The organism is Clostridium chromiireducens, from assembly GCF_002029255.1.
In the GTDB taxonomy this organism is placed as follows: Bacteria; Bacillota; Clostridia; order Clostridiales; family Clostridiaceae; genus Clostridium; species Clostridium chromiireducens.
Genome location: NZ_MZGT01000001.1, coordinates 1 through 20,327, shown reverse-complemented (window position 1 = coordinate 20,327; position 20,327 = coordinate 1). Strand labels below are relative to the sequence as shown.

Annotated in this window: 19 protein-coding genes, 1 tRNA gene and 1 other annotated feature; all 20 genes read right to left on the bottom strand. The window is 32.3% G+C overall.

The genetic code is table 11. From position 1 onward, the window contains the following. Window position 1: 1 nt before the first annotated feature. The 20 genes from rpoB to radA all read right to left on the bottom strand — a co-directional run bounded on the left by rpoB (window position 2) and on the right by radA (window position 19,930). Entirely contained in the window at window positions 2–3,712 is a 3,711-nt protein-coding gene (gene rpoB / locus CLCHR_RS00100) for a DNA-directed RNA polymerase subunit beta (protein WP_079437629.1), read from the bottom strand. A gap of 328 nt (window positions 3,713–4,040) precedes the next feature. Beyond that, window positions 4,041–4,406 carry a 50S ribosomal protein L7/L12 gene (rplL, locus tag CLCHR_RS00095; protein ID WP_079437628.1) on the bottom strand — a complete coding sequence of 122 codons (366 nt, stop codon included), beginning with the start codon at window positions 4,404–4,406 and terminating at the stop codon, window positions 4,041–4,043. A gap of 46 nt (window positions 4,407–4,452) precedes the next feature. Beyond that, window positions 4,453–4,956, bottom strand: a complete 504-nt coding sequence (rplJ, locus tag CLCHR_RS00090) for a 50S ribosomal protein L10 (protein ID WP_079437627.1) — start codon at window positions 4,954–4,956, stop codon at window positions 4,453–4,455. A gap of 35 nt (window positions 4,957–4,991) precedes the next feature. Further along, window positions 4,992–5,120, bottom strand: a sequence feature (ribosomal protein L10 leader region). Window positions 5,121–5,163: 43 nt separating this feature from the next. Then, complete coding sequence (gene rplA / locus CLCHR_RS00085; RefSeq protein WP_079437626.1) at window positions 5,164–5,853, bottom strand: 50S ribosomal protein L1; 690 nt, start codon at window positions 5,851–5,853, stop codon at window positions 5,164–5,166. A 54-nt stretch (window positions 5,854–5,907) separates the two neighbouring features. Beyond that, window positions 5,908–6,333, bottom strand: a complete 426-nt coding sequence (rplK, locus tag CLCHR_RS00080) for a 50S ribosomal protein L11 (RefSeq protein WP_017210132.1) — start codon at window positions 6,331–6,333, stop codon at window positions 5,908–5,910. A 70-nt stretch (window positions 6,334–6,403) separates the two neighbouring features. Further along, entirely contained in the window at window positions 6,404–6,925 is a 522-nt protein-coding gene (nusG, locus tag CLCHR_RS00075) for a transcription termination/antitermination protein NusG (protein ID WP_079437625.1), read from the bottom strand. A 38-nt stretch (window positions 6,926–6,963) separates the two neighbouring features. Beyond that, window positions 6,964–7,194 (bottom strand): preprotein translocase subunit SecE, encoded by a 231-nt coding sequence (secE, locus tag CLCHR_RS00070; protein ID WP_079437624.1) that lies wholly within the window; start codon window positions 7,192–7,194, stop codon window positions 6,964–6,966. Between the two features lie 48 nt (window positions 7,195–7,242). Beyond that, entirely contained in the window at window positions 7,243–7,392 is a 150-nt protein-coding gene (gene rpmG / locus CLCHR_RS00065; RefSeq protein ID WP_079437623.1) for a 50S ribosomal protein L33, read from the bottom strand. A gap of 181 nt (window positions 7,393–7,573) precedes the next feature. Beyond that, window positions 7,574–8,767 carry an elongation factor Tu gene (gene tuf / locus CLCHR_RS00060; protein ID WP_079437622.1) on the bottom strand — a complete coding sequence of 398 codons (1,194 nt, stop codon included), beginning with the start codon at window positions 8,765–8,767 and terminating at the stop codon, window positions 7,574–7,576. A gap of 60 nt (window positions 8,768–8,827) precedes the next feature. After that, window positions 8,828–8,903: transfer RNA gene (locus CLCHR_RS00055), tRNA-Thr, on the bottom strand. Window positions 8,904–8,980: 77 nt separating this feature from the next. Then, window positions 8,981–9,601 (bottom strand): RNA polymerase sporulation sigma factor SigH, encoded by a 621-nt coding sequence (sigH, locus tag CLCHR_RS00050; RefSeq protein ID WP_079437621.1) that lies wholly within the window; start codon window positions 9,599–9,601, stop codon window positions 8,981–8,983. Window positions 9,602–9,685: 84 nt separating this feature from the next. Next, window positions 9,686–10,198: an NYN domain-containing protein gene (locus CLCHR_RS00045; RefSeq protein ID WP_079437620.1), complete on the bottom strand. Its 513-nt coding sequence runs from the start codon at window positions 10,196–10,198 to the stop codon at window positions 9,686–9,688. 13 nt (window positions 10,199–10,211) lie between these two features. Beyond that, window positions 10,212–11,078: a 23S rRNA (guanosine(2251)-2'-O)-methyltransferase RlmB gene (rlmB, locus tag CLCHR_RS00040; protein ID WP_079437619.1), complete on the bottom strand. Its 867-nt coding sequence runs from the start codon at window positions 11,076–11,078 to the stop codon at window positions 10,212–10,214. 30 nt (window positions 11,079–11,108) lie between these two features. Continuing rightward, window positions 11,109–11,519, bottom strand: a complete 411-nt coding sequence (locus CLCHR_RS00035; protein WP_079437618.1) for a Mini-ribonuclease 3 — start codon at window positions 11,517–11,519, stop codon at window positions 11,109–11,111. 50 nt (window positions 11,520–11,569) lie between these two features. Next, window positions 11,570–12,970 carry a cysteine--tRNA ligase gene (cysS, locus tag CLCHR_RS00030; RefSeq protein WP_079437617.1) on the bottom strand — a complete coding sequence of 467 codons (1,401 nt, stop codon included), beginning with the start codon at window positions 12,968–12,970 and terminating at the stop codon, window positions 11,570–11,572. 18 nt (window positions 12,971–12,988) lie between these two features. Continuing rightward, on the bottom strand, window positions 12,989–14,701 hold the full coding sequence (locus CLCHR_RS00025) for a proline--tRNA ligase (protein WP_079437616.1): 1,713 nt from the start codon (window positions 14,699–14,701) through the stop codon (window positions 12,989–12,991). Between the two features lie 467 nt (window positions 14,702–15,168). After that, the gene (ispD, locus tag CLCHR_RS00020; protein WP_079437615.1) at window positions 15,169–15,843 is read right to left on the bottom strand and encodes a 2-C-methyl-D-erythritol 4-phosphate cytidylyltransferase; all 675 of its coding nucleotides are present in this window, start codon (window positions 15,841–15,843) and stop codon (window positions 15,169–15,171) included. A gap of 20 nt (window positions 15,844–15,863) precedes the next feature. Continuing rightward, window positions 15,864–16,964 carry a PIN/TRAM domain-containing protein gene (locus tag CLCHR_RS00015; protein WP_079437614.1) on the bottom strand — a complete coding sequence of 367 codons (1,101 nt, stop codon included), beginning with the start codon at window positions 16,962–16,964 and terminating at the stop codon, window positions 15,864–15,866. A gap of 242 nt (window positions 16,965–17,206) precedes the next feature. After that, on the bottom strand, window positions 17,207–18,271 hold the full coding sequence (gene disA / locus CLCHR_RS00010) for a DNA integrity scanning diadenylate cyclase DisA (RefSeq protein ID WP_079437613.1): 1,065 nt from the start codon (window positions 18,269–18,271) through the stop codon (window positions 17,207–17,209). Between the two features lie 282 nt (window positions 18,272–18,553). Beyond that, entirely contained in the window at window positions 18,554–19,930 is a 1,377-nt protein-coding gene (gene radA, locus CLCHR_RS00005) for a DNA repair protein RadA (protein ID WP_079437612.1), read from the bottom strand. Window positions 19,931–20,327 lie beyond the last annotated feature (397 nt).

Below are 20,327 nucleotides of genomic sequence, written 5' to 3'. Positions count from 1 at the left end.
ATTAGTGTTCATCATTAAAATCATCTAGTTCTAATTCAGTTTCTAGATCAGCTATATCAACGCCTTCGTCATAATCAATATCATCTATATCTTCATCTCTATTTTGATCATAACTATCATCCTCTAATATTTCTGGTTCTGGCACCATTATTTCTTCAGCACCTTCAATATTAACTTCTATATTTGCCATATCCTCATCAACAAATTCTTTCAAAGTTACTTCTTCATGTTCATCATTTAAAACTTTAATATCTAAACATAATGCTTGAAGCTCTTTTATAAGAACCTTAAATGATTCTGGCACTCCTGGCTCAGGTATATTTTCACCCTTAACTATAGCTTCATATGTCTTAACTCTTCCAACAACATCATCTGATTTAACAGTTAATATTTCTTGAAGTGTATGTGCCGCTCCATATGCTTCTAGAGCCCAAACTTCCATTTCACCAAATCTTTGACCACCAAATTGAGCTTTACCTCCTAATGGCTGTTGCGTAACTAGTGAATATGGTCCTGTTGATCTAGCATGAATCTTATCATCTACCAAATGGTGAAGTTTTAAGATGTACATTATACCAACAGTTACCGGATTATCAAATGGCTCTCCAGTTCTACCGTCATACAATATAGTCTTAGCATCTTCTCTAAAGCCTGCCTTTAACATACACTCTGTAATCTCAGGTTGTGTCGCACCATCAAATACTGGCGTAGATATATGCCATCCTAAGTGGCTTGCTGCCCACCCCAAGTGTACTTCAAGTACTTGCCCTATATTCATACGAGACGGTACTCCAAGTGGATTTAAACATATTTGAAGAGGTCTACCATCTGGTAAGAATGGCATATCTTCTTCTGGTAATATTCTAGAGATAACCCCCTTATTACCATGACGTCCTGCCATCTTGTCTCCAACTGAAATCTTTCTCTTTTGAGCAATATAGCATCTTACAAGTTCATTTACACCTGGATTTAATTCATCTCCATTTTCTCGTGTAAAGACTTTTATATCAACTATTATTCCAGCTTCTCCATGAGGTACTCTTAGTGAAGTATCTCTTACTTCCCTAGCCTTTTCTCCGAATATTGCTCTTAACAATCTTTCTTCTGCAGTAAGCTCCGTTTCACCCTTAGGTGTTACTTTTCCAACCAATATGTCACCCGATCTTACTTCTGCACCTATTCTTATAACGCCTCTATCATCTACATCTTTTAATGCATCATCACTAACATTAGGTATATCTCTTGTTATTTCTTCTGGCCCAAGCTTAGTATCTCTTGCTTCACATTCATATTCTTCTATGTGCATAGATGTGAAGACATCTTCTCTAACTAATTCCTCTGAAATCAGCATAGCATCTTCGTAGTTATAACCTTCCCAAGTTATAAATCCCATTCTTATATTCTTACCTAATGCAATTTCTCCTAAATCTGTAGATGGTCCATCTGCTATTACTTGGTTCTTGTATACTACTTCCCCAGTATCAACTAACGGTCTTTGGTTAATACAAGTTCCCGAGTTACTTCTCTTAAACTTTAATAATTTATAAACATCTGTACCACCATCCGAGTCTCTCTTAACACGAATCTCACTACCTGACACATAAGTAACTACTCCAGCATTCTTTGCTTTTGGTAATACTCCTGAGTCAACAGCAGCTTTAAATTCTATTCCAGTTCCAACTATTGGCGCTTGAGGACTTAATAATGGAACTGCTTGACGTTGCATGTTTGAACCCATAAGTGCTCTTGATGCATCATCATTCTCAAGGAATGGTATCATCGCAGTTGCAACAGATACAATTTGTCTTGCAGATACATCTATTAAATCAACGTCAGTTGTTGGAACAACCAATATATCTTCTAAGTGTCTTACTCTGACCTTTTTATTGATAAAGTACCCACTTTCATCCATAGGTTCCTTTGCTTCAGCTATTAAACATTGATCTTCTTCATCAGCAGTGAAATATCTTATTTCATCTGTAGCTCTTCCATCTTCTTTATCAACAATTCTATATGGTGTTTCGATAAATCCATACTCATTAACTTTTGCGAAAGTTGCTAACGAATTTATAAGACCTATATTTGGACCTTCTGGTGTTTCAATTGGACACATTCTACCATAATGTGAATGATGAACGTCTCTAACTTCAAAGCCAGCTCTTTCTCTTGAAAGTCCTCCTGGTCCCAATGCGGATAATCTTCTCTTATGCGTAAGTTCAGATAATGGATTTGTTTGATCCATGAATTGAGACAATTGTGAACTTCCGAAGAATTCCTTTATAGCCGCTGCTACAGGTCTTATGTTAATTAACATTTGAGGCGTTATTGATTCTTGGTCTTGAATAGTCATTCTTTCCTTAACTACTCTCTCCATTCTAGATAAACCAATTCTAAATTGATTTTGTAATAATTCTCCTACAGATCTTAATCTTCTATTTCCTAAATGATCTATATCATCAACATAACCTATTCCATAAGCTAATCCTAACTCATAACTAATAGTCGCAAATATATCATCTCTTATAATATGTTTAGGAATAAGTCTACTAATATTTTTCTTTATTTCTTCTTTAATACTTCCTTCATCTGAAAAATTATCTAATATTTCTCTTAATGTAGGATAATGAACTAGTTCCTTTATTCCTAAATCAGAAACATCAAAAGAAACTTGCTTTTTTAGATCAACAAAATTATTACTAATTACTCTAATAACTTTATCCTCTACTAATACATCTACTGATTTAATTCCAGCATTTTGTATTTCTTCAGCCATCAACCTATTTATTTTTTGCCCTTTTTCTATCATAATCTCACCAGTTTGTGGATTAACAATATCCATTGCTGATACTTGATTAGCAATTCTTAAATTCAAGGCAAGTTTTTTATTAAATTTATATCTACCAACTCTAGATAAATCATATCTTTTGGCATCAAAAAATAAAGTATCAATTAAAGATATAGCACTATCTACTGTTGGTGGTTCACCTGGTCTTAATCTTTTATATATCTCAAGTAATGCTTCTTCTTTAGTTTTAGTATTATCTTTTTCTATAGAAGCTCTAAATCTTTCTTCCTCACCAAAAAAATCTAACAGTTCTTGGTCACTGCCCAATCCCATAGCTCTTGCTAAAATAGTAATTGATAACTTTCTAGTTTTATCAATTCTTACATAGATTACATCATTAGAATCCGTTTCATATTCTAACCATGCACCCCTATTAGGAATTACAGTTGACGAATACAGCTTTTTACCACTCTTATCTATAGAGTAGTTATAGTATACTCCTGGCGATCTTACTAGCTGACTTACAATAACTCTTTCAGCACCATTAATAACGAACGTACCTTGTTCAGTCATCAGTGGAAAATCTCCCATAAATACTTCTTGCTCTTTAATTTCACCGGTTTCATTATTTTGTAATCTAATTGAAACCTTTAATGGTGCAGCATAAGTTGCATCTCTTTCCTTACATTCTTCGACAGAATACTTGATATTCTCCATATCAAGCTTATAATCTACGAACTCAAGTACTAAATTTCCTGTGAAGTTTGTGATAGGATTAATATCATCAAATACTTCGTGCAACCCTTCTCTTAAAAACCATTCATATGAATCTAATTGTACTTCAATTAAATTCGGCATTTCGGTAACATCATTAACCTTACCAAAACTCATTCTTGTTCTTTTTCCAACTTGGACAGGATGTACCATGAATTTTCACCCCTTGTATAAAATAAACTAAAATAGCCAAAAGCATACTTTCCCTAAGGACTTTTGCTTTCGGACAGCGTCTTTTTATAGTATAACCACTATTCACCACATTATACTCTTTTTTCTACTATAAAATATATAGTATCCCATAGTGAATAATACATTATATTATAATATCATAGGAAATTTTTGTTGTCAACAAATATTATAAATGAATCATATCATTTATAAAGCTATATAAAACACCTACTTTTTAAAAATAAGCATTTTATATAGCTTTATAAATGTAGTTTAAAAAAGGTGCTTATAAAGCACCTTTTTTTATGAACTACTTAACTTCTACAGTAGCTCCAACTTCAGCTAATTTAGCTTTCATTTCTTCAGCTTCTTCTTTAGAAACTGCTTCTTTTATTGTCTTAGGAGCTCCATCAACTATTTCTTTAGCTTCTTTTAATCCTAATCCAGTTATTTCTCTAACTACTTTGATAACCTTGATTTTGTTATCTCCTGCACTTGCTAATACTACGTCGAATTCAGTTTTTTCTTCAGCAGCAGCAGCTCCAGCTACAGGTCCACCAGCTACAACAGCAGCAGCAGCACTTACTCCAAATTCTTCTTCACAAGCCTTTACTAATTCATTTAAATCTAAAACGCTCATTTCTTTTATTGCTTGAATTATATCTTCTCTTGTCATTTTTAATAGCACCTCCGAAATTTTTTCTTAAAATTTTATTTTTTGATTATTCTGCAGATTCAGTTCCCTTACTATCAGCAATAGCACTTAATACACGTGCAAAGCTTGATATTGGAGACTTGATACTTCCAAGAAGTTTTGCAATAAGAACTTCTTTTGATGGTATTGTCGCAAGTTGTTTAATCTTAGCTTCATCGTAGATTTCTCCTTCTACAATACCCGCTTTTAATTCTAACTTCTTGTGATCTTTAGCGAAATCATTTAAAAGTCTTGCACCTAGTGTTACATCTTCATAACTAAATGCAATAGATACAGGTCCTTCTAAATATTCTGCTATACCATCTAAGCCTAATTCTTTAGCTGCTAAAGTAACTAAAGTATTTTTATATACTTTGTATTCAACTCCAGCTTCTCTTAAACTTTTTCTAAGAGCAGTATCTTCTTCAACATTTAGACCTTGATACTTACTAAGAACAACAGCTTTTGATTTTTCTAATTTTTCCTTAATTTCAGCAACCTTCGCTTCCTTAAGTTCTCTGTTTTTATTCATTACTGTAGTCCACCTCCTCACAGTTACAAACTGCTTCTTTTATTAAAAAAGACCTTCCCGTAGACAAGGAAGGCCTATAATATCATCTATTATACATAACCTAGGCGGGTAGTATATCTTTACGCTTTCGCACCCACTGTCTACGGAAAAACTATTTTCTTTTTACAACATTAAATATTGTATCACTTAACTTTAGTAAAGTCAATACTAATCTAAAGCTCTTGTAGGATTAACTTTCGCACTAGGTCCCATTGTACTTGAAACAGATACTGATTTCAAGTATTGACCTTTTGCTGCTGCTGGTTTAGCTTTTACTAAAGCATCCATTAATGCAGTAAAGTTTTCTTTTAATTTATCAACACCAAATGATTTCTTTCCAATTGGACAGTGAACTATAGCTGTTTTATCTACTCTATATTCAACTTTACCAGCTTTAATTTCTTCAATTGCTTTAGCAACATCAAATGTTACTGTTCCTGATTTTGGATTTGGCATTAATCCTTTAGGTCCTAATACTCTACCTATTCTACCTACAACTCCCATCATATCTGGTGTTGCAACAACTACATCGTAATCAAACCAATTTTCACTTTGGATCTTTTGAACTAATTCTTCAGCTCCTACAAAATCAGCTCCTGCTTTTTCAGCTTCTGTAGCTTTATCTCCTTTTGCGAATACAAGAACTCTAACTGTTTTACCTGTTCCATTTGGTAATACAACAGCTCCTCTAACTTGTTGATCCGCATGTCTTGGATCTACTCCAAGTCTTACATGTAATTCAATAGTTTCATCAAAGTTTGCCTTTGCTGTTTTTAATGTAAGATCTAACGCTTCTACTGGATTATATAATGCACTCTTATCTATAAGCTTTGCACTTTCAATGTATTTTTTTCCCATAATTTGCCTCCTCTGTGGTGTTAACGGCTTTTACCTCCCACTTATTTTTACGAATTACTCTTCAATAGTTACTCCCATACTTCTAGCTGTTCCTGCAATCATTCTCATAGCTGATTCAACACTTGCAGCATTTAAGTCTGGCATCTTAGTTTCAGCGATCTTTCTAAGTTGATCTTGAGTTAACTTACCAACTTTTGTTTTGTTAGGTACTCCAGAACCACTTTCTAATCCTATTTCCTTCTTAATTAGAACTGCAGCTGGAGGAGTCTTTAATATAAAACTAAAAGATCTATCTTGATAAACTGTGATAACTACTGGGATTATATACCCAGCTTGATTTGCAGTTTTTGCATTGAACTCCTTACAGAATCCCATTATATTTACACCGTGTTGACCTAAAGCTGGACCTACAGGTGGAGCTGGTGTTGCCTTACCTGCTTGAAGTTGAAGTTTAATCATTCCAGTTACTTTCTTAGCCATTTTGTTATTCCTCCTATTACTGTGGTATAACGAACTTTTTAGTTCTCCCACTTAATTAAAATTAGTTTATTTAAACTAATTTTTCAACTTGATTAAAGTCTAGTTCAGCAAGAGTTTCTCTGCCAAACATATCTACTAAAGCTTTTACTTTACGTTTATCTACAATTATCTCTTGTATTATAGCTACTGAATCCCTTAATGGTCCTGAGATAATTCTAATGCTCTCCCCTATCTCCAAATCAATATCAACAGGCATTTCTAACACACCCATCGATTCAACTTCTTCATCAGAAAGAGGAACTGGTTTTGATCCTGGGCCCACAAATCCCGTTACGCCTCTTGTATTTCTTACAACGTACCAAGCTTCATCACCCATTAACATTTTTACAAGCACATATCCAGGAAATTTCTTCTTTAATGAGACCTTTTGTTTTCCATCTTTTTCTTCAATCACTTCTTCCATGGGTACCTGTATATCATGGATTAATGATTCAAGATTCCTATTTTCAATTGCTTTTTCCAAGTTTGCTTTAACTTTATTTTCATATCCTGAGTATGTATGAACTACATACCACCTTGCTCTATCACTCATACTTGTCAGGTGATCTAAAAATCACCCAAACCTCCTTTTTATTTCAAATTTAAAATCATTTTAAAGAGGCTGCTGAAAATAGAATCTAATCCACCAACTAATATAGTATACATTAGCGTGAATGTTAAAACTGCAACAAACGCTTTCTTTGTCTCACTTTTTGAAGGCCAAGTTATTTTCTTAACCTCTATCTTAACCTCTTTGAAAAAACTAAGCAAACTATTGCTTTTAACAGCTTTCTCAGTTTTTACATTGTTTTTTGCTGACATATCTTCACATCCTTATTTTTAATAACTATATGTCATAACTTCGGCTAATTACTTTGTTTCTCTATGAAGAGTGTGCTTTTTACAGAATTTACAATACTTCTTCATTTCTAATCTATCTGGATCATTTTTTTTGTTTTTCATTGAATCATAATTTCTTTGTTTACACTCTGTGCATGCTAAAGTTATTCTTGTTCTCATGACTGCACCTCCAGTTTTCATATATATTTAAACAAGGAGTTTACTCTCTTGTTCACTTCTAATTTGCGTTGCTTAAAATGTCACTTTTATACAATATCATAGAATATTTAAGTTGTCAATCTTCCTTTAAATAGGACTAAGTTCTACAACTTAGTCCTATTACATAGCAATGATCAATTTCTTATTCTACTATACTAGTAACAACTCCAGAACCTACAGTTCTTCCACCTTCTCTGATAGCGAATCTTAATCCTTCATCCATTGCGATTGGAGTGATTAATTCAACATTCATGTCAATGTGGTCTCCTGGCATTACCATTTCCATTCCGTCTGGTAATTTTATTGATCCTGTAACGTCTGTTGTTCTGAAATAGAATTGTGGTCTATATCCATCAAAGAATGGTGTATGTCTTCCACCTTCTTCTTTTTTAAGTACGTATACTTGACCTACAAATTTAGTGTGAGGGTGTACTGAATTTGGTTTTGATAAAACTTGACCTCTTTCGATATCAGCTCTTTGAACACCTCTTAATAATGCTCCGATATTATCTCCAGCTTGCGCGTCGTCTAATAACTTTCTGAACATTTCGATTCCAGTTACTACAACCTTCTTCTTTTCTTCACTTAATCCTACGATTTCTACTTCGTCTCCTACGTGAAGTACTCCAGCTTCAACTCTTCCTGTTGCAACTGTTCCTCTACCAGTGATTGTAAATACATCTTCTACTGGCATTAAGAATGGCTTATCTGTAGCTCTTTCTGGTGTTGGGATATAACTATCTACTGCATCCATTAAGTCTAAGATACATTTGCTTGCTTCTTCATCTGTTGGGTTTTCTAATGCTTTTAATGCTGATCCTGTTACTACTGGAATATCATCTCCTGGGAAGTCATATTCGCTTAATAATTCTCTAACTTCCATTTCAACTAATTCTAATAATTCTGGATCATCTACCATATCAGCTTTGTTTAAGAATACTACCATGTATTCTATACCAACTCTTGATCCTAATAGTATATGTTCTCTTGTTTGTGGCATTGGACCATCTGCTGCTGATACAACTAAGATAGCTCCATCCATTTGTGCTGCTCCTGTTATCATGTTCTTAACATAGTCAGCATGCCCTGGACAATCAACGTGAGCATAGTGTCTGCTTTCTGTTTGATATTCAACGTGAGCAGTGTTGATTGTAATTCCTCTTTCTTTTTCTTCTGGTGCTTTATCGATTGATGCATAGTCAAACGCTTCTGCAAATCCTTTTTTTGATAATACAGTTGTGATTGCTGCTGTTAATGTTGTCTTACCGTGGTCTACGTGACCTATTGTTCCAATATTAACGTGTGGCTTACTTCTTTCATACTTTGCTTTTGCCATTATAATTTTCCTCCCTACATCTTGTAATAAACTTGGCCTAGTGTTTTTTATTTTACTATTTGGAGCTCACAATCGGGATTGAACCGACGACCTCCACCTTACCAAGGTGACGCTCTACCGACTGAGCTATGTGAGCGTTCAATAATTGTTATTTTCTTTGATATACCAATTATAAAGTTTACTATCATTCTTTTTATTTGTCAATACAAATTCTTACTTTAAATCTAAGCATTTTTCTAATTTTCTTTTTACTCTTTGCAATGCATTATCAATAGACTTAGAATGTCTTTCTAAATCACTTGCAATTTCTTGGTATGATTTTCCATCCAAGTATGATGTAAGAACCTCTAACTCCAGTCCTGATAATACTTTCGAAATCTTTTCTTCAATGTAATCCATTTGTTCTTTACTTATCATTAATTCTTCTGGATCAGAAATTTTTAGTCCAGCTAGTACATCCAAAAGAGTTCTCTCAGATTCCTCTTCATATATTGGTTTATTTAGAGATATATAAGTATTTAATGGAATATGTTTCTGTCTAGTAGCTGTTTTTATTGCAGTTATAATTTGTCTTATTACACATATTTCTGCAAAGGCTTTAAATGATGATGATTTTTCTGAATTAAAGTCTCTGATGGCCTTATATAAACCTATCATCCCTTCCTGATAAATATCTTCCTTATCTGCACCAATCAAAAAGTATGATTTAGCCTTTGATTTAACAAAGTTCTCATATTTTGAAATTAAATATTCCTGAGCTCTATTATTCCCGCTTTTTGCTTGCGCAACAATTTCTTCGTCTGATTTATCTTTAAAATCTATAAAACCTTTCAACTGCTATTCTCAACTCTCTTCTGCATTAAACTGACCACTCATTTAAACAATTATACCCAGTAAAATTATGTTAGTCAACTGAAATTACTGGCTTCTCCTTATTTCCTCTAAAATTTTGGCGATCTCATCATCAATATTGTCACCTATACTATTTTTATGTATGTTTCGATTTTTATCAGCTTTAATTTTTATAGACTTTTCAACCTTAACCACTTCATTATAAAATTCTAATGATGACATTCTAACTGCTCCCCGTTGGAAAATAGTTTGTTGTTCTAAATTATCTGATGTAACAACAACTATTTCATGTTTTCTGCCTAATGTATTTACTTTTTTCTCTATGTAATTATCTGCTGTTTCTCCATCTTTAGTAAATATTACAGAAATATGCTTATTCACTTCTTCTTTTTTCTCAAGGCTTCCTGTGACTTTGTGCGCATCGAATACAACAATTATCCTGCAAGCTTTAAAAACACCGTAATTATGTAATGTATCAATCAGAGTTTGTCTTGCATCTTCAAAACTAAAATCTTTTTTTTGTTTTAAATTCGGCCAACTATTTATTACATTATATCCATCTACAAAAATAGTTTTCACTATGTACCTCTTTCTATTTTAATCGTCCTTTTAAAACTTCATACATAATTATACCACCAGCGACCGAGGCATTTAAAGAGTTAATCTTTCCAACCATGGGTATTTTTATTAGTTTATCACACTTTTGTACTGTTAGTTTAGAAATCCCTCTACCTTCATTACCAATTATAATTGCACATGGTCCGCTAAAATCTGTTTGATAACTATATTCTTCTGCTCTTATATCAGTCCCATATACCCAAATCCCTTTCTGTTTTAACTCTTCTATTGTTGAATTTAAGTTCGTAACCTTTGCTATTTTTACATGCTCTATAGCCCCTGCTGAAGACTTATATACTGTAGCGCTTACAGACGCGCTCCTTCTTCTTGGAATTATTATTCCATGGACACCAAATAATTCAGCTGTTCTAGCTATAGATCCTAAATTATGTGGATCCTCGATTTCATCCAATATTACTATAAATGGATGCTCTCCTTTTTCCTCTGCCAAAGCCAATATATCAGATACTTCTGAGTATTTATATGGTGTCACTTTTGCTATTACACCTTGATGGGTTTCTCCATCACACATAGAATCAAGTTTTCTTTTATCGACTTCTTTTATTAAGACCTTTTTCTCTTTTGCTATACTTATAATTGTATTTATAGATCCTTCCAATTTGCTATTAGATATATATAACGTCTCAATTGTCCCATCTCCTTTTAAAGCCTCAATTACTGCATTCCTTCCAATAATTATATCTTCTCTTTCTCGAACCTCCGAATCCTCGCTTTTATCCTTAGTCCTATATTGTTCATTATTTATATTGAACTTCTCATTTTTACTTTCAGGTTTATTCCCTTTTCTTCTTGTTTTGAATTGTTTTGTTTTATCTTGCATTATAAGCGCTCCTTTGTATATATCAATTTATTATATTAACTCAGTACTTTTATTAAGTATAAACTCTAGTTTTTCTTTGTCCCCTATTAAGTACAAATATCCAATTAATGCTTCAAATCCTGTTGCCATTCTATAATCTCTTACATCTGCATTTTTAGGAACAGTAGCAGATTTAGTATTTCTTCCCCTTTTATAGATAGTCTCTTCTTCCTCAGTTAGATATTGTTCTATTTCATGCATTATATGGGACTGACTCTTTGCTTTTACATACCCTATCGCCTTAACGTGAATCTTATTTGCTGATAATGCCGTATTTTTAGTCAATATATAGCTTCTAATAAAAACCTCAAATACTGCATCTCCTATTAGCGCTAATTGAAGTGGATTTAAAATTCTCGCTTCATCTTTTGAAAACTCTCTTGTTCTTAAGTCACCTAGCATTATAATTCTCCTTTAAATAAGGGTTGCAAAATTGCAACCCTTTCCTATAATTAATCAATCTTTTTCCATCTTACCCCTTGTGGTGTATCTTCTAAAATTATATTTCTACTCTTGAGGTCATCTCTTATTTTATCTGCTAAAGCAAAATCTTTATTTTTCCTTGCCTGTTGCCTCTGTTCAATAAGTTCTTGAATCTCGCTTTCCAAATCCTTTCTCATCTGGCTTTGAAGAATACCAAGTGACTTTCCAAGTTCTCTAATTAACTCATTTGATTTTTTACATAGTTCAGCTGATGAATTTATATCAACATTATTGTTAATATCTCTTGTTAAGTCAAATAGTACAGAAATTGCATCTGCTGTATTAAAGTCATCATCCATTTTTTCAATAAATTTATCGCGATATTTATCTAAAGACCTTAAGTAATTTAACTCATCTTCTTCTATAGTCTTTTTCTTAACCTCATTTGTTAGATTTTCGAGATTATTTATGCAGTTATATAATCTCTCTATTGATGATTTTGCTGAGTCTAGTAGCTCCTTAGTAAAATTTATTTGAATTCTATAATGTCCTGATAACATTAAAAATCTTATTGCATCGGCATCGTATTCTTCAAGAATTTCTCTTGCTGTAAAAAAGTTATTTAATGATTTAGACATTTTTTTGTTATCTACATTAACAAATGCCGCATGTAGCCAATAATTTGCAAAAGGTTTGCCTGTAACAGCCTCACTTTGTGCTATCTCATTTTCGTGATGCGGGAATCTCAAGTCCATACCACCAGCATGGATATCGATTGTATCACCCAGTAATTTTTTCGCCATACATGAACATTCTATATGCCAACCAGGTCTTCCTAATCCCCAAGGACTATCCCATGCTGGTTCACCTGGCTTTTGAGCTTTCCACACCGCGAAATCCATAGGATCTTTTTTTCTTTCATCAACAGATATTCTTGCTCCTGTTTGTAAATCTTCTAGATTTTGACCAACCAGTTTGCCATAACCATCAAATCTCTTCGTGCTATAATATACATCTCCATCAACTTCATAAGCAAATCCCGCTTCAATTAACTGTTCAACAAATTTAATTATATCTTCAATATATTCTGTCGCTCTAGGGTTAACAGTTGCTCTTTCTATCCTAAGTGCATCAGCATCTTGATAGTACTCTTTTATATATTTATCTCCAAGTTCTTTTACCGTAATACCCTCGTCATTTGCTTTATTAATCATTTTATCATCTATGTCAGTAAAGTTCTGAATAAATCTAACTCTATATCCTCTATACTCCAAATATCTTCTTATAGTATCAAAGACAATAAATGTTCGCCCATTACCAATATGGAAGAAATTATAAACAGTTGGTCCGCAAACATACATTTTAACTTCACCTGGGATAATAGGGATAAACTCTTCTTTTTGCCTTGTTAAAGTATTATATACCCTCATTAATCTACCTCCTAAAAGTTATTTAAGCTTAATATTATTTTTTTCAAATTCATTCTTTATTATATTACAAACCTCATCTATTTTGACTACTTCCATATCACTATCTCTAAGTTTAAATTCAACTTCCCCTTCACCTATCTTTTTACCTACAGTTATTCTCATTGGTATCCCCATTAATTCTGAATCCTTAAACTTTACTCCCGCTCTTTCATTTCTATCATCTAAAAGAGCTTCTACTTCCATACTTATCAAGTTATTATAAAGTTCATTTGCAACTCTAACTTGTTCTTCATCTTTGATATTTACCGGAATTACTGAAACATGATATGGAGCTACAGCTAATGGCCATATTATGCCATTATCATCATGATGCTGCTCAATTATAGACGCCATTGTTCTTGTAACTCCAATACCATAGCACCCCATTATAAATGGTTTCTCTTTTCCACCTTCATCTATAAAATTGGCATTCATAGCTTCTGAATATTTAGTTCCAAGTTTAAATATATGACCTACTTCTGTTCCTCTTGCAATAGTAACTTTCCCACCGCAGACTGGACACTTTTCTCCTTCTGTTACATTTCTATAATCACCGATTATACCTTCAAAATCTCTTCCATAGTTTATATTTTCAAAGTGATATCCTGTTTCATTCGCCCCAACAATAAAGTTATACATATTAGCTATCTCTTCATCAACTAATAGCATATCAACTTTTATACCTTTTGGTCCAGCAAACCCCACATCAGCTCCTGTTGCTATTCTAACCTCTTCACTATTTGCAAGCTCTAAGCTAGTAATCTCACCAATCGCATTACTTATTTTAACCTCATTAATTTCCCTATCCCCTCTTACCATAACTGCAACAATTTTTCCATCTGCATTAAATAAAATAGTTTTAGCGAACCTCTTCTCGTTAGTATTAAAGAATTTAACTAGCTCATCGATAGTTTTCACATTTGGTGTTTCAACCTTATTCACTTCTTTAAATTCTTGTTTTTCTTCTTTCTCTGCTGGAGAATGAGCTTTTTCAATATTTGCTGCATAATCACATTTACTGCAGAATACTACATCATCTTCTCCAACTTCTGATTTAACCATAAACTCTGCCGAATTAGAACCACCAATTGCACCCGAATCTGCAGCAACACACTTCGCATCTAAGCCACATCTATTAAATATCTTAACATAAGCATCATGCATTTTATCATATGCCAAATCTAATCCTTCTTGATCCTTATCAAAGCTATATGCATCTTTCATGATAAACTCTCTAGATCTCATTACTCCAAATCTTGGCCTACGCTCATCTCTATACTTAGTCTGAATTTGGTATAAATTAAGTGGTAATTGTTTATATGATTTTATCTCATTTCTTGCTATGTCGGTAAATACTTCTTCATGAGTAGGTCCTAAGCAAAAATCTCTTTCTCCTCTATCTTTTAATCTAAACATCTCTGCCCCATATGCATCCCATCTACCTGATTCCTGCCATAATTCAGCTGGTATCATTGCTGATGCTAAAAATTCTTGAGCTCCTGCGCCATTCATTTCTTCTCTAATTATATTTTCTACATTCTTTAAAACCTTTAATCCAAGTGGCATGTAATTATATATTCCTGCCGCCATTTTTTTTATCATCCCTGCTCTTAACATCAGCTTATGACTATCGATTTCCGCCTCTGCTGGCACTTCTCTTAATGTTGATATTAACATGTTAGACATCTTCATTTTATATTTCCTCCTAAAAATCTTGTTTTTATTATATCCAAACTAACTACATAAAACAGAATAAACTTTTCTAAAATTAAAATATTCTTTAAATGACAAGTAAGTTTTTAACTGATTGTGCACTAAAAAATATATAATTCAAAAAACAATATCAGTTTTGCATTTGAAAACCACAAGTTTTATGAAATAGTCTTAAAACTAAAAAGTTCGCCCTAATGCATGCATTAGGGCGAACTTCTCTCGCGGTACCACCTAAATTTGTTCTCTAATAATGATAACGGTGTTATACCGATAGTTTTTACCTATACTCTAAAGCTGGTTCAAAGTCTATTAAAAGTCTTTCAGCCTATGGACTTTTTCTCTTAACGGTCGACTTCTACTATTCTTCGTCATCGCTTTATACTTTTGATTTTATTTTAATATATTATAACTTCTTGGATTTCACCTGTCAATATAATATATCTATACTATTTTTTCACTAGATATTCAGCCAGAGCTAAATCTTCAGGGGTCGTTATCTTTATATTCGTGTAATCCCCTTCATAAATGTAAACTTTATTACCCAAAGCTTCTACCACGCTGGTATCATCAGTAACCATAATATTCTTTTCTTTAACTTCCTTATGACATTTGCATATCAACTTAAAATCAAAAGCTTGAGGCGTTTGAATTGCTATAAGATTATTTCTATCTAATGTTTTTATTGAAAAGTTATCTTCACCTCTAATTTTTATAGTATCCTTTGGAACCACCCCAGGTGCTGCTGCCTTATAAAGAGTTGCATACTTAATTGCATCATTTATTATTCGCTCTGATACAAATGGTCTCGCTCCATCATGTATTAATACTATATTGGTGTTTTCCATTTCAATTAAAGCCTTATACACAGACTCCTGTCTTTCATTACCTCCAAATACTATCTTATCAACTACTAATCCATATCTATCCAACACTTCATCTTTACAGTAATCCTTCTCTTCTTCTGGAATAACTAAAACAATGTTGTCTATTGATTTATTTTTGATAAATTGCTTTAATGTGTAATAAATAATAGGCTTTCCATCTAAGTCAATATACTGCTTGCTCTGAGAACATCCCATCCTTTTTCCTTTTCCTCCAGCTAACACTATAGCACTTACCATATAGAAAAATCTCCTTAATTTTAATTATCTTTTGGTTTTGCAAAAATCATTCTTCCTGCTGCAGTCTGCAGTACTGACGTAACTATAACATCCGTTGTTTGTCCTATATATTTTCTTCCACTTTCTACAACAATCATAGTTCCGTCTTCTAAATAAGCTACCCCTTGGCTTGATTCTTTTCCATCCTTAACTATATCAATTTTCATCTCTTCTCCTGGTAATACAACAGGCTTGATAGCATTTGATAGTTCGTTTATATTTAGTACTGGAACCCCTTGAAACTCAGCCACTTTATTTAAGTTATAATCATTAGTTATAACTTTCCCTTCTATCTTTTGAGCAAGTTTTAATAGTTTTGCATCAACTTCTGCAATTTTAGGAAAATCATCATCTACGATCTGAGTTTCTATTGATAATTCCTTTTGTATTTTATTTAATATATCTAATCCTCTTCTTCCTCTATTTCTTTTTAAAGAATCCGAAGAATCTGAGATATGTCTCAATTCATCCAACACAAAATTAGGTATAACTAGTGGTCCTTCAATAAATCCTGTTTCACAAATATCAAATATTCTCCCATCAATTATAACTGACGTATCCAACACTTTTGGAATTCCTATAGTAGAGTCCTTTATTGTGTCCTTAGCCTTCTTTTCTCTTATTACAGGTTTCTTAATATTAACCAGAAGTGCCGTTATATCTTCTTTTTTCTTAATCATTATCTCTGCACCTATTATAGCTGCTAAAATATTTAATAGAATCAATAATATCGGTCCTATTATACTAATATCATTAATTGGCTTTGCAATAAATGTCATAAGAACTAAACTAATAATGGCCCCTATAGTTCCATAAATTATTTCTGTTATGCTCATTTTTTGCATGCTTTTTTCAATATATTCAATCAGATTAGAAATACCTTTATATATAATGGGAGAAATAATATATAATATAAGTCCAAAAATAAAAGATATAATAATAACGAATGCAACTCTAGCCATAGTCGTTGAAAGGTAGGCTAAACTAGCAATTTGAGGGATTGTAAGTAATATTTCAGATATAAAATATCCTACTATCAACCCAATTACCGAGAAAATTCCCCTTAATATTTTTTTTAACACATACTTCACCTCCTTCTAATTATTTACATAGTTGTGTTATTTTAATCATATTCTTAATATTTTCTCTGTATTATTAATTATAGCATACAATAACTTCATCTAAAATGAATAATTTATTAAGTTTACTTAATAAATTCATACATATGCAAAAAGACTGACTCAAAATATGTTTATGCTTAATTAAAACAGAACTATTCTCTTCTATTTGTAATCAACTTTTATTCTAAGACAGTTTTTTATTCTTATATTTCTTTTTTTAGTGACACCTGCTCCTTGATTCGCTTTAATCCATCCTTAATAGCTGTAGCTCTGGCTTCTCCAATTCCTTCAACATTGTCTAAGTCACTTATATCTGCATCTATTATATTACTTAATTCTTTAAATTCCTTTATCAGATTATCAATAACATTTGATGGTATTCTAGGCACTTTACTCAAAACTCTATACCCCTTAGGAGAGATTAGTGTATCCATAAGAGAAGTTCCTCCGTGTCCTAACGCCCTGGAAATTGCATCTAAATCTAATAACTCTGATGAATTTAACTTTTGAATATGTTCATATACATCACCATACTGTAATCCATCTTTACAGTAATCTCTTATTAATAATATTCCATCACGTTCTATGTGTTTAACTAATTCATTAAGCTGCATGGATATTAGTCTTCCTTCATTACCAAGTTCTAAAATATACATATTAATTTCTTCTACTATTCTCATTACCATTTCTGTTCTTTGAATAGCAGTGACAACATCAAAAAGGGTTGTTAAATCCTGAAACTCCAGTAAATTTAGATTATTAATAACACGCTCGAGCACAGACACATATTTCTCTAATGTTTGAAGAGCTTGATTAGCCTTTCCTAAAATTACACTGCTTTCTCTTAATACATACTTTATATCACCTTTGTACATAGTTATTATATTTCTTCTTTGTGAGATCGCAATTACAATATTATTAGTTTGCTTTGCTACTCTATGAGCCGTCCGATGCCTAGTTCCTGTCTCATAGGTTGGAATAGACGAATCTGGGATTAGCTGAGCATTAGCACAAACTATCCTTTTCAAATCACCTGTTATTACAATAGCTCCATCCATTTTAGCTAGTTCGTATGCGTAGGATGGAGTATATTCTGCGTTTATATAAAATCCACCATCCACGAGTTTCATCACTTCCTCGTCATCACCTATAACTAGCAACCCTCCTGTTTTAGCTCTTAATATATTTTCAAGACCTTCCCTTAGTTGAGTGCCTGGGCACATTATCTTTAAGACATTTTTTATTCCTATTCCCTTTTCTATTCTCATACACTCACCCATTTCCTAAAAATCTTATTTATTATTTGTCGTTAATTATATTATCTACTTAAATATATAAATTAAAATTCTATGCTGTTATATTTAATTTTAGAGTTACCTAATAATTAATTCCTTAAAACCCAAAATTTAAAGTTTAATCTCTAAAAACTATAATACTATAATAACTATAATCTCTCAATAATATTTATGAAATATAAGTTATAATATATGTTTTTGTAGAAAAGCACTTATAAATGAGGTCTAAAAATTATATCAATCATATACACTATTTTAATTATTATATATATGTTTTATTACATCAATTAAAGTTTTTAATTCAATTATTTCTATTTTTTTTAGTTTGTTTTCTTTTAGAAAAGAACCCTTTGGCACATATACTTTTTTGAATCCCATTCTCTCAAGTTCCTTAACTCTACTTTCTAACGATGGTACTTTCTTTAATTCTCCAGTTAACCCTACATCACCTATAAATGCAATGTTCGATTCAATGCCTTGCTGCTTTACAGACGATACAATACTCATTATTACAGCTAAGTTAATGCCTTGTTCTCTTATTTTCATACCTCCGGTAGTTTTGATGATAACATTTTTATCGTAAAGGCTAATTCCTCCACGCTGCTCTAATATCGATATTAATGTGTTTAACTTATCTTTCCCCAGCGTTTCGCCTATACGCGTTGGATATGGTGTAAAACTTTTTGAAACTAGACTCTCTATCTCTGTAATGATCGACCTCGTTCCTTCTTTGATCACGGTTAATGCACTTCCAGATACAATTTCACCTTCCTCACGCTTTGTCATAAAAAACTCCGATGGATTATCTATTGAAATTATACCTCTCTCGCACATTTGAAAAAATCCATTTTCAATACCGCCAAATCTATTTTTAGAGCTTACAAGCACACGTAACTCTTCATCATTATCATCCTCTATTATAAGCACTGTATCAACTAAATGTTCTAGCGCTCTTAGACCTGCTAGCTCATCACTTTTAGTCATCTGTCCAACTATAATAACAACCCTAGGCCTCTTTTCATTTTTAGCAATCTGAAGTAATGCATTAGCACATTCCATAGTTTGTGTTGGAGACCCTGCTCTAGCTGGCAATGACGATTCCATTGTAAATGTCTGAATACTATCAATGATTACTATATCTGGATCTATTTCCTCAACTGCATCCAAAACATTATCCAGACTTGTCTCCTGTAATACCCATATACTTTCATGAATTTTTTTTAGAATCCTATCAGCTCTATTTTTTATTTGACTGTCACTTTCTTCTCCGGATGCATAGATTACTTTATAACCCCTTTGTGCCACTGCATCTGAAATTTGAAGTAGTAATGTTGATTTTCCTGCACCTGGTCTGGCTGTTATGATTGAGATTGAGTCCTTTACAATTCCTCCACCCATTACTCTATCAAATTCATTTATACCTGTAATTATTCTATCATTTTTATTTGAAACTATTTCAAATAGTTTTTTTATAGGTTTTTTAGATGTTTGTCTCGCTCTAGTTCCAGCATTTTTTAATTCAATAGAAATTTCCTCAAGTGTATTCCACTGGCTACACGTCGGGCACTTTCCTAACCATTTAATACTCTCAAAGCCACAGCTGGCACATCTGTACAATGTTTTCTTTTTCATAAGTAGTCCTTTCTACTATTTAAGAAGATAGTATTTAAATATTTATTCCATTTAGATTTACTAACTCATATATTAAAATTTTGGGTATCTTTGTATTTAATGCTTATTATTATATTATATACTTCTTGTTTCTTAGCATATTTAATTAATTGTTGCAAAAACTATTTTTAGTAATAAAATAAGTCGATAGCCTATAGTAAATATAAGTTATATTAATAATATCTCTGAATAAAAATTAACTATAATTCAAATTTCATTACAATATGGCATTTACTCACACTTACTTTAAAAATGAATTTAATGATTATGTATTAACTCTAACTTATGCAATTATAATATGATATAGTAATATTATTTAATGAAACAATATTGCTGATATATATTTTTTATATTATAA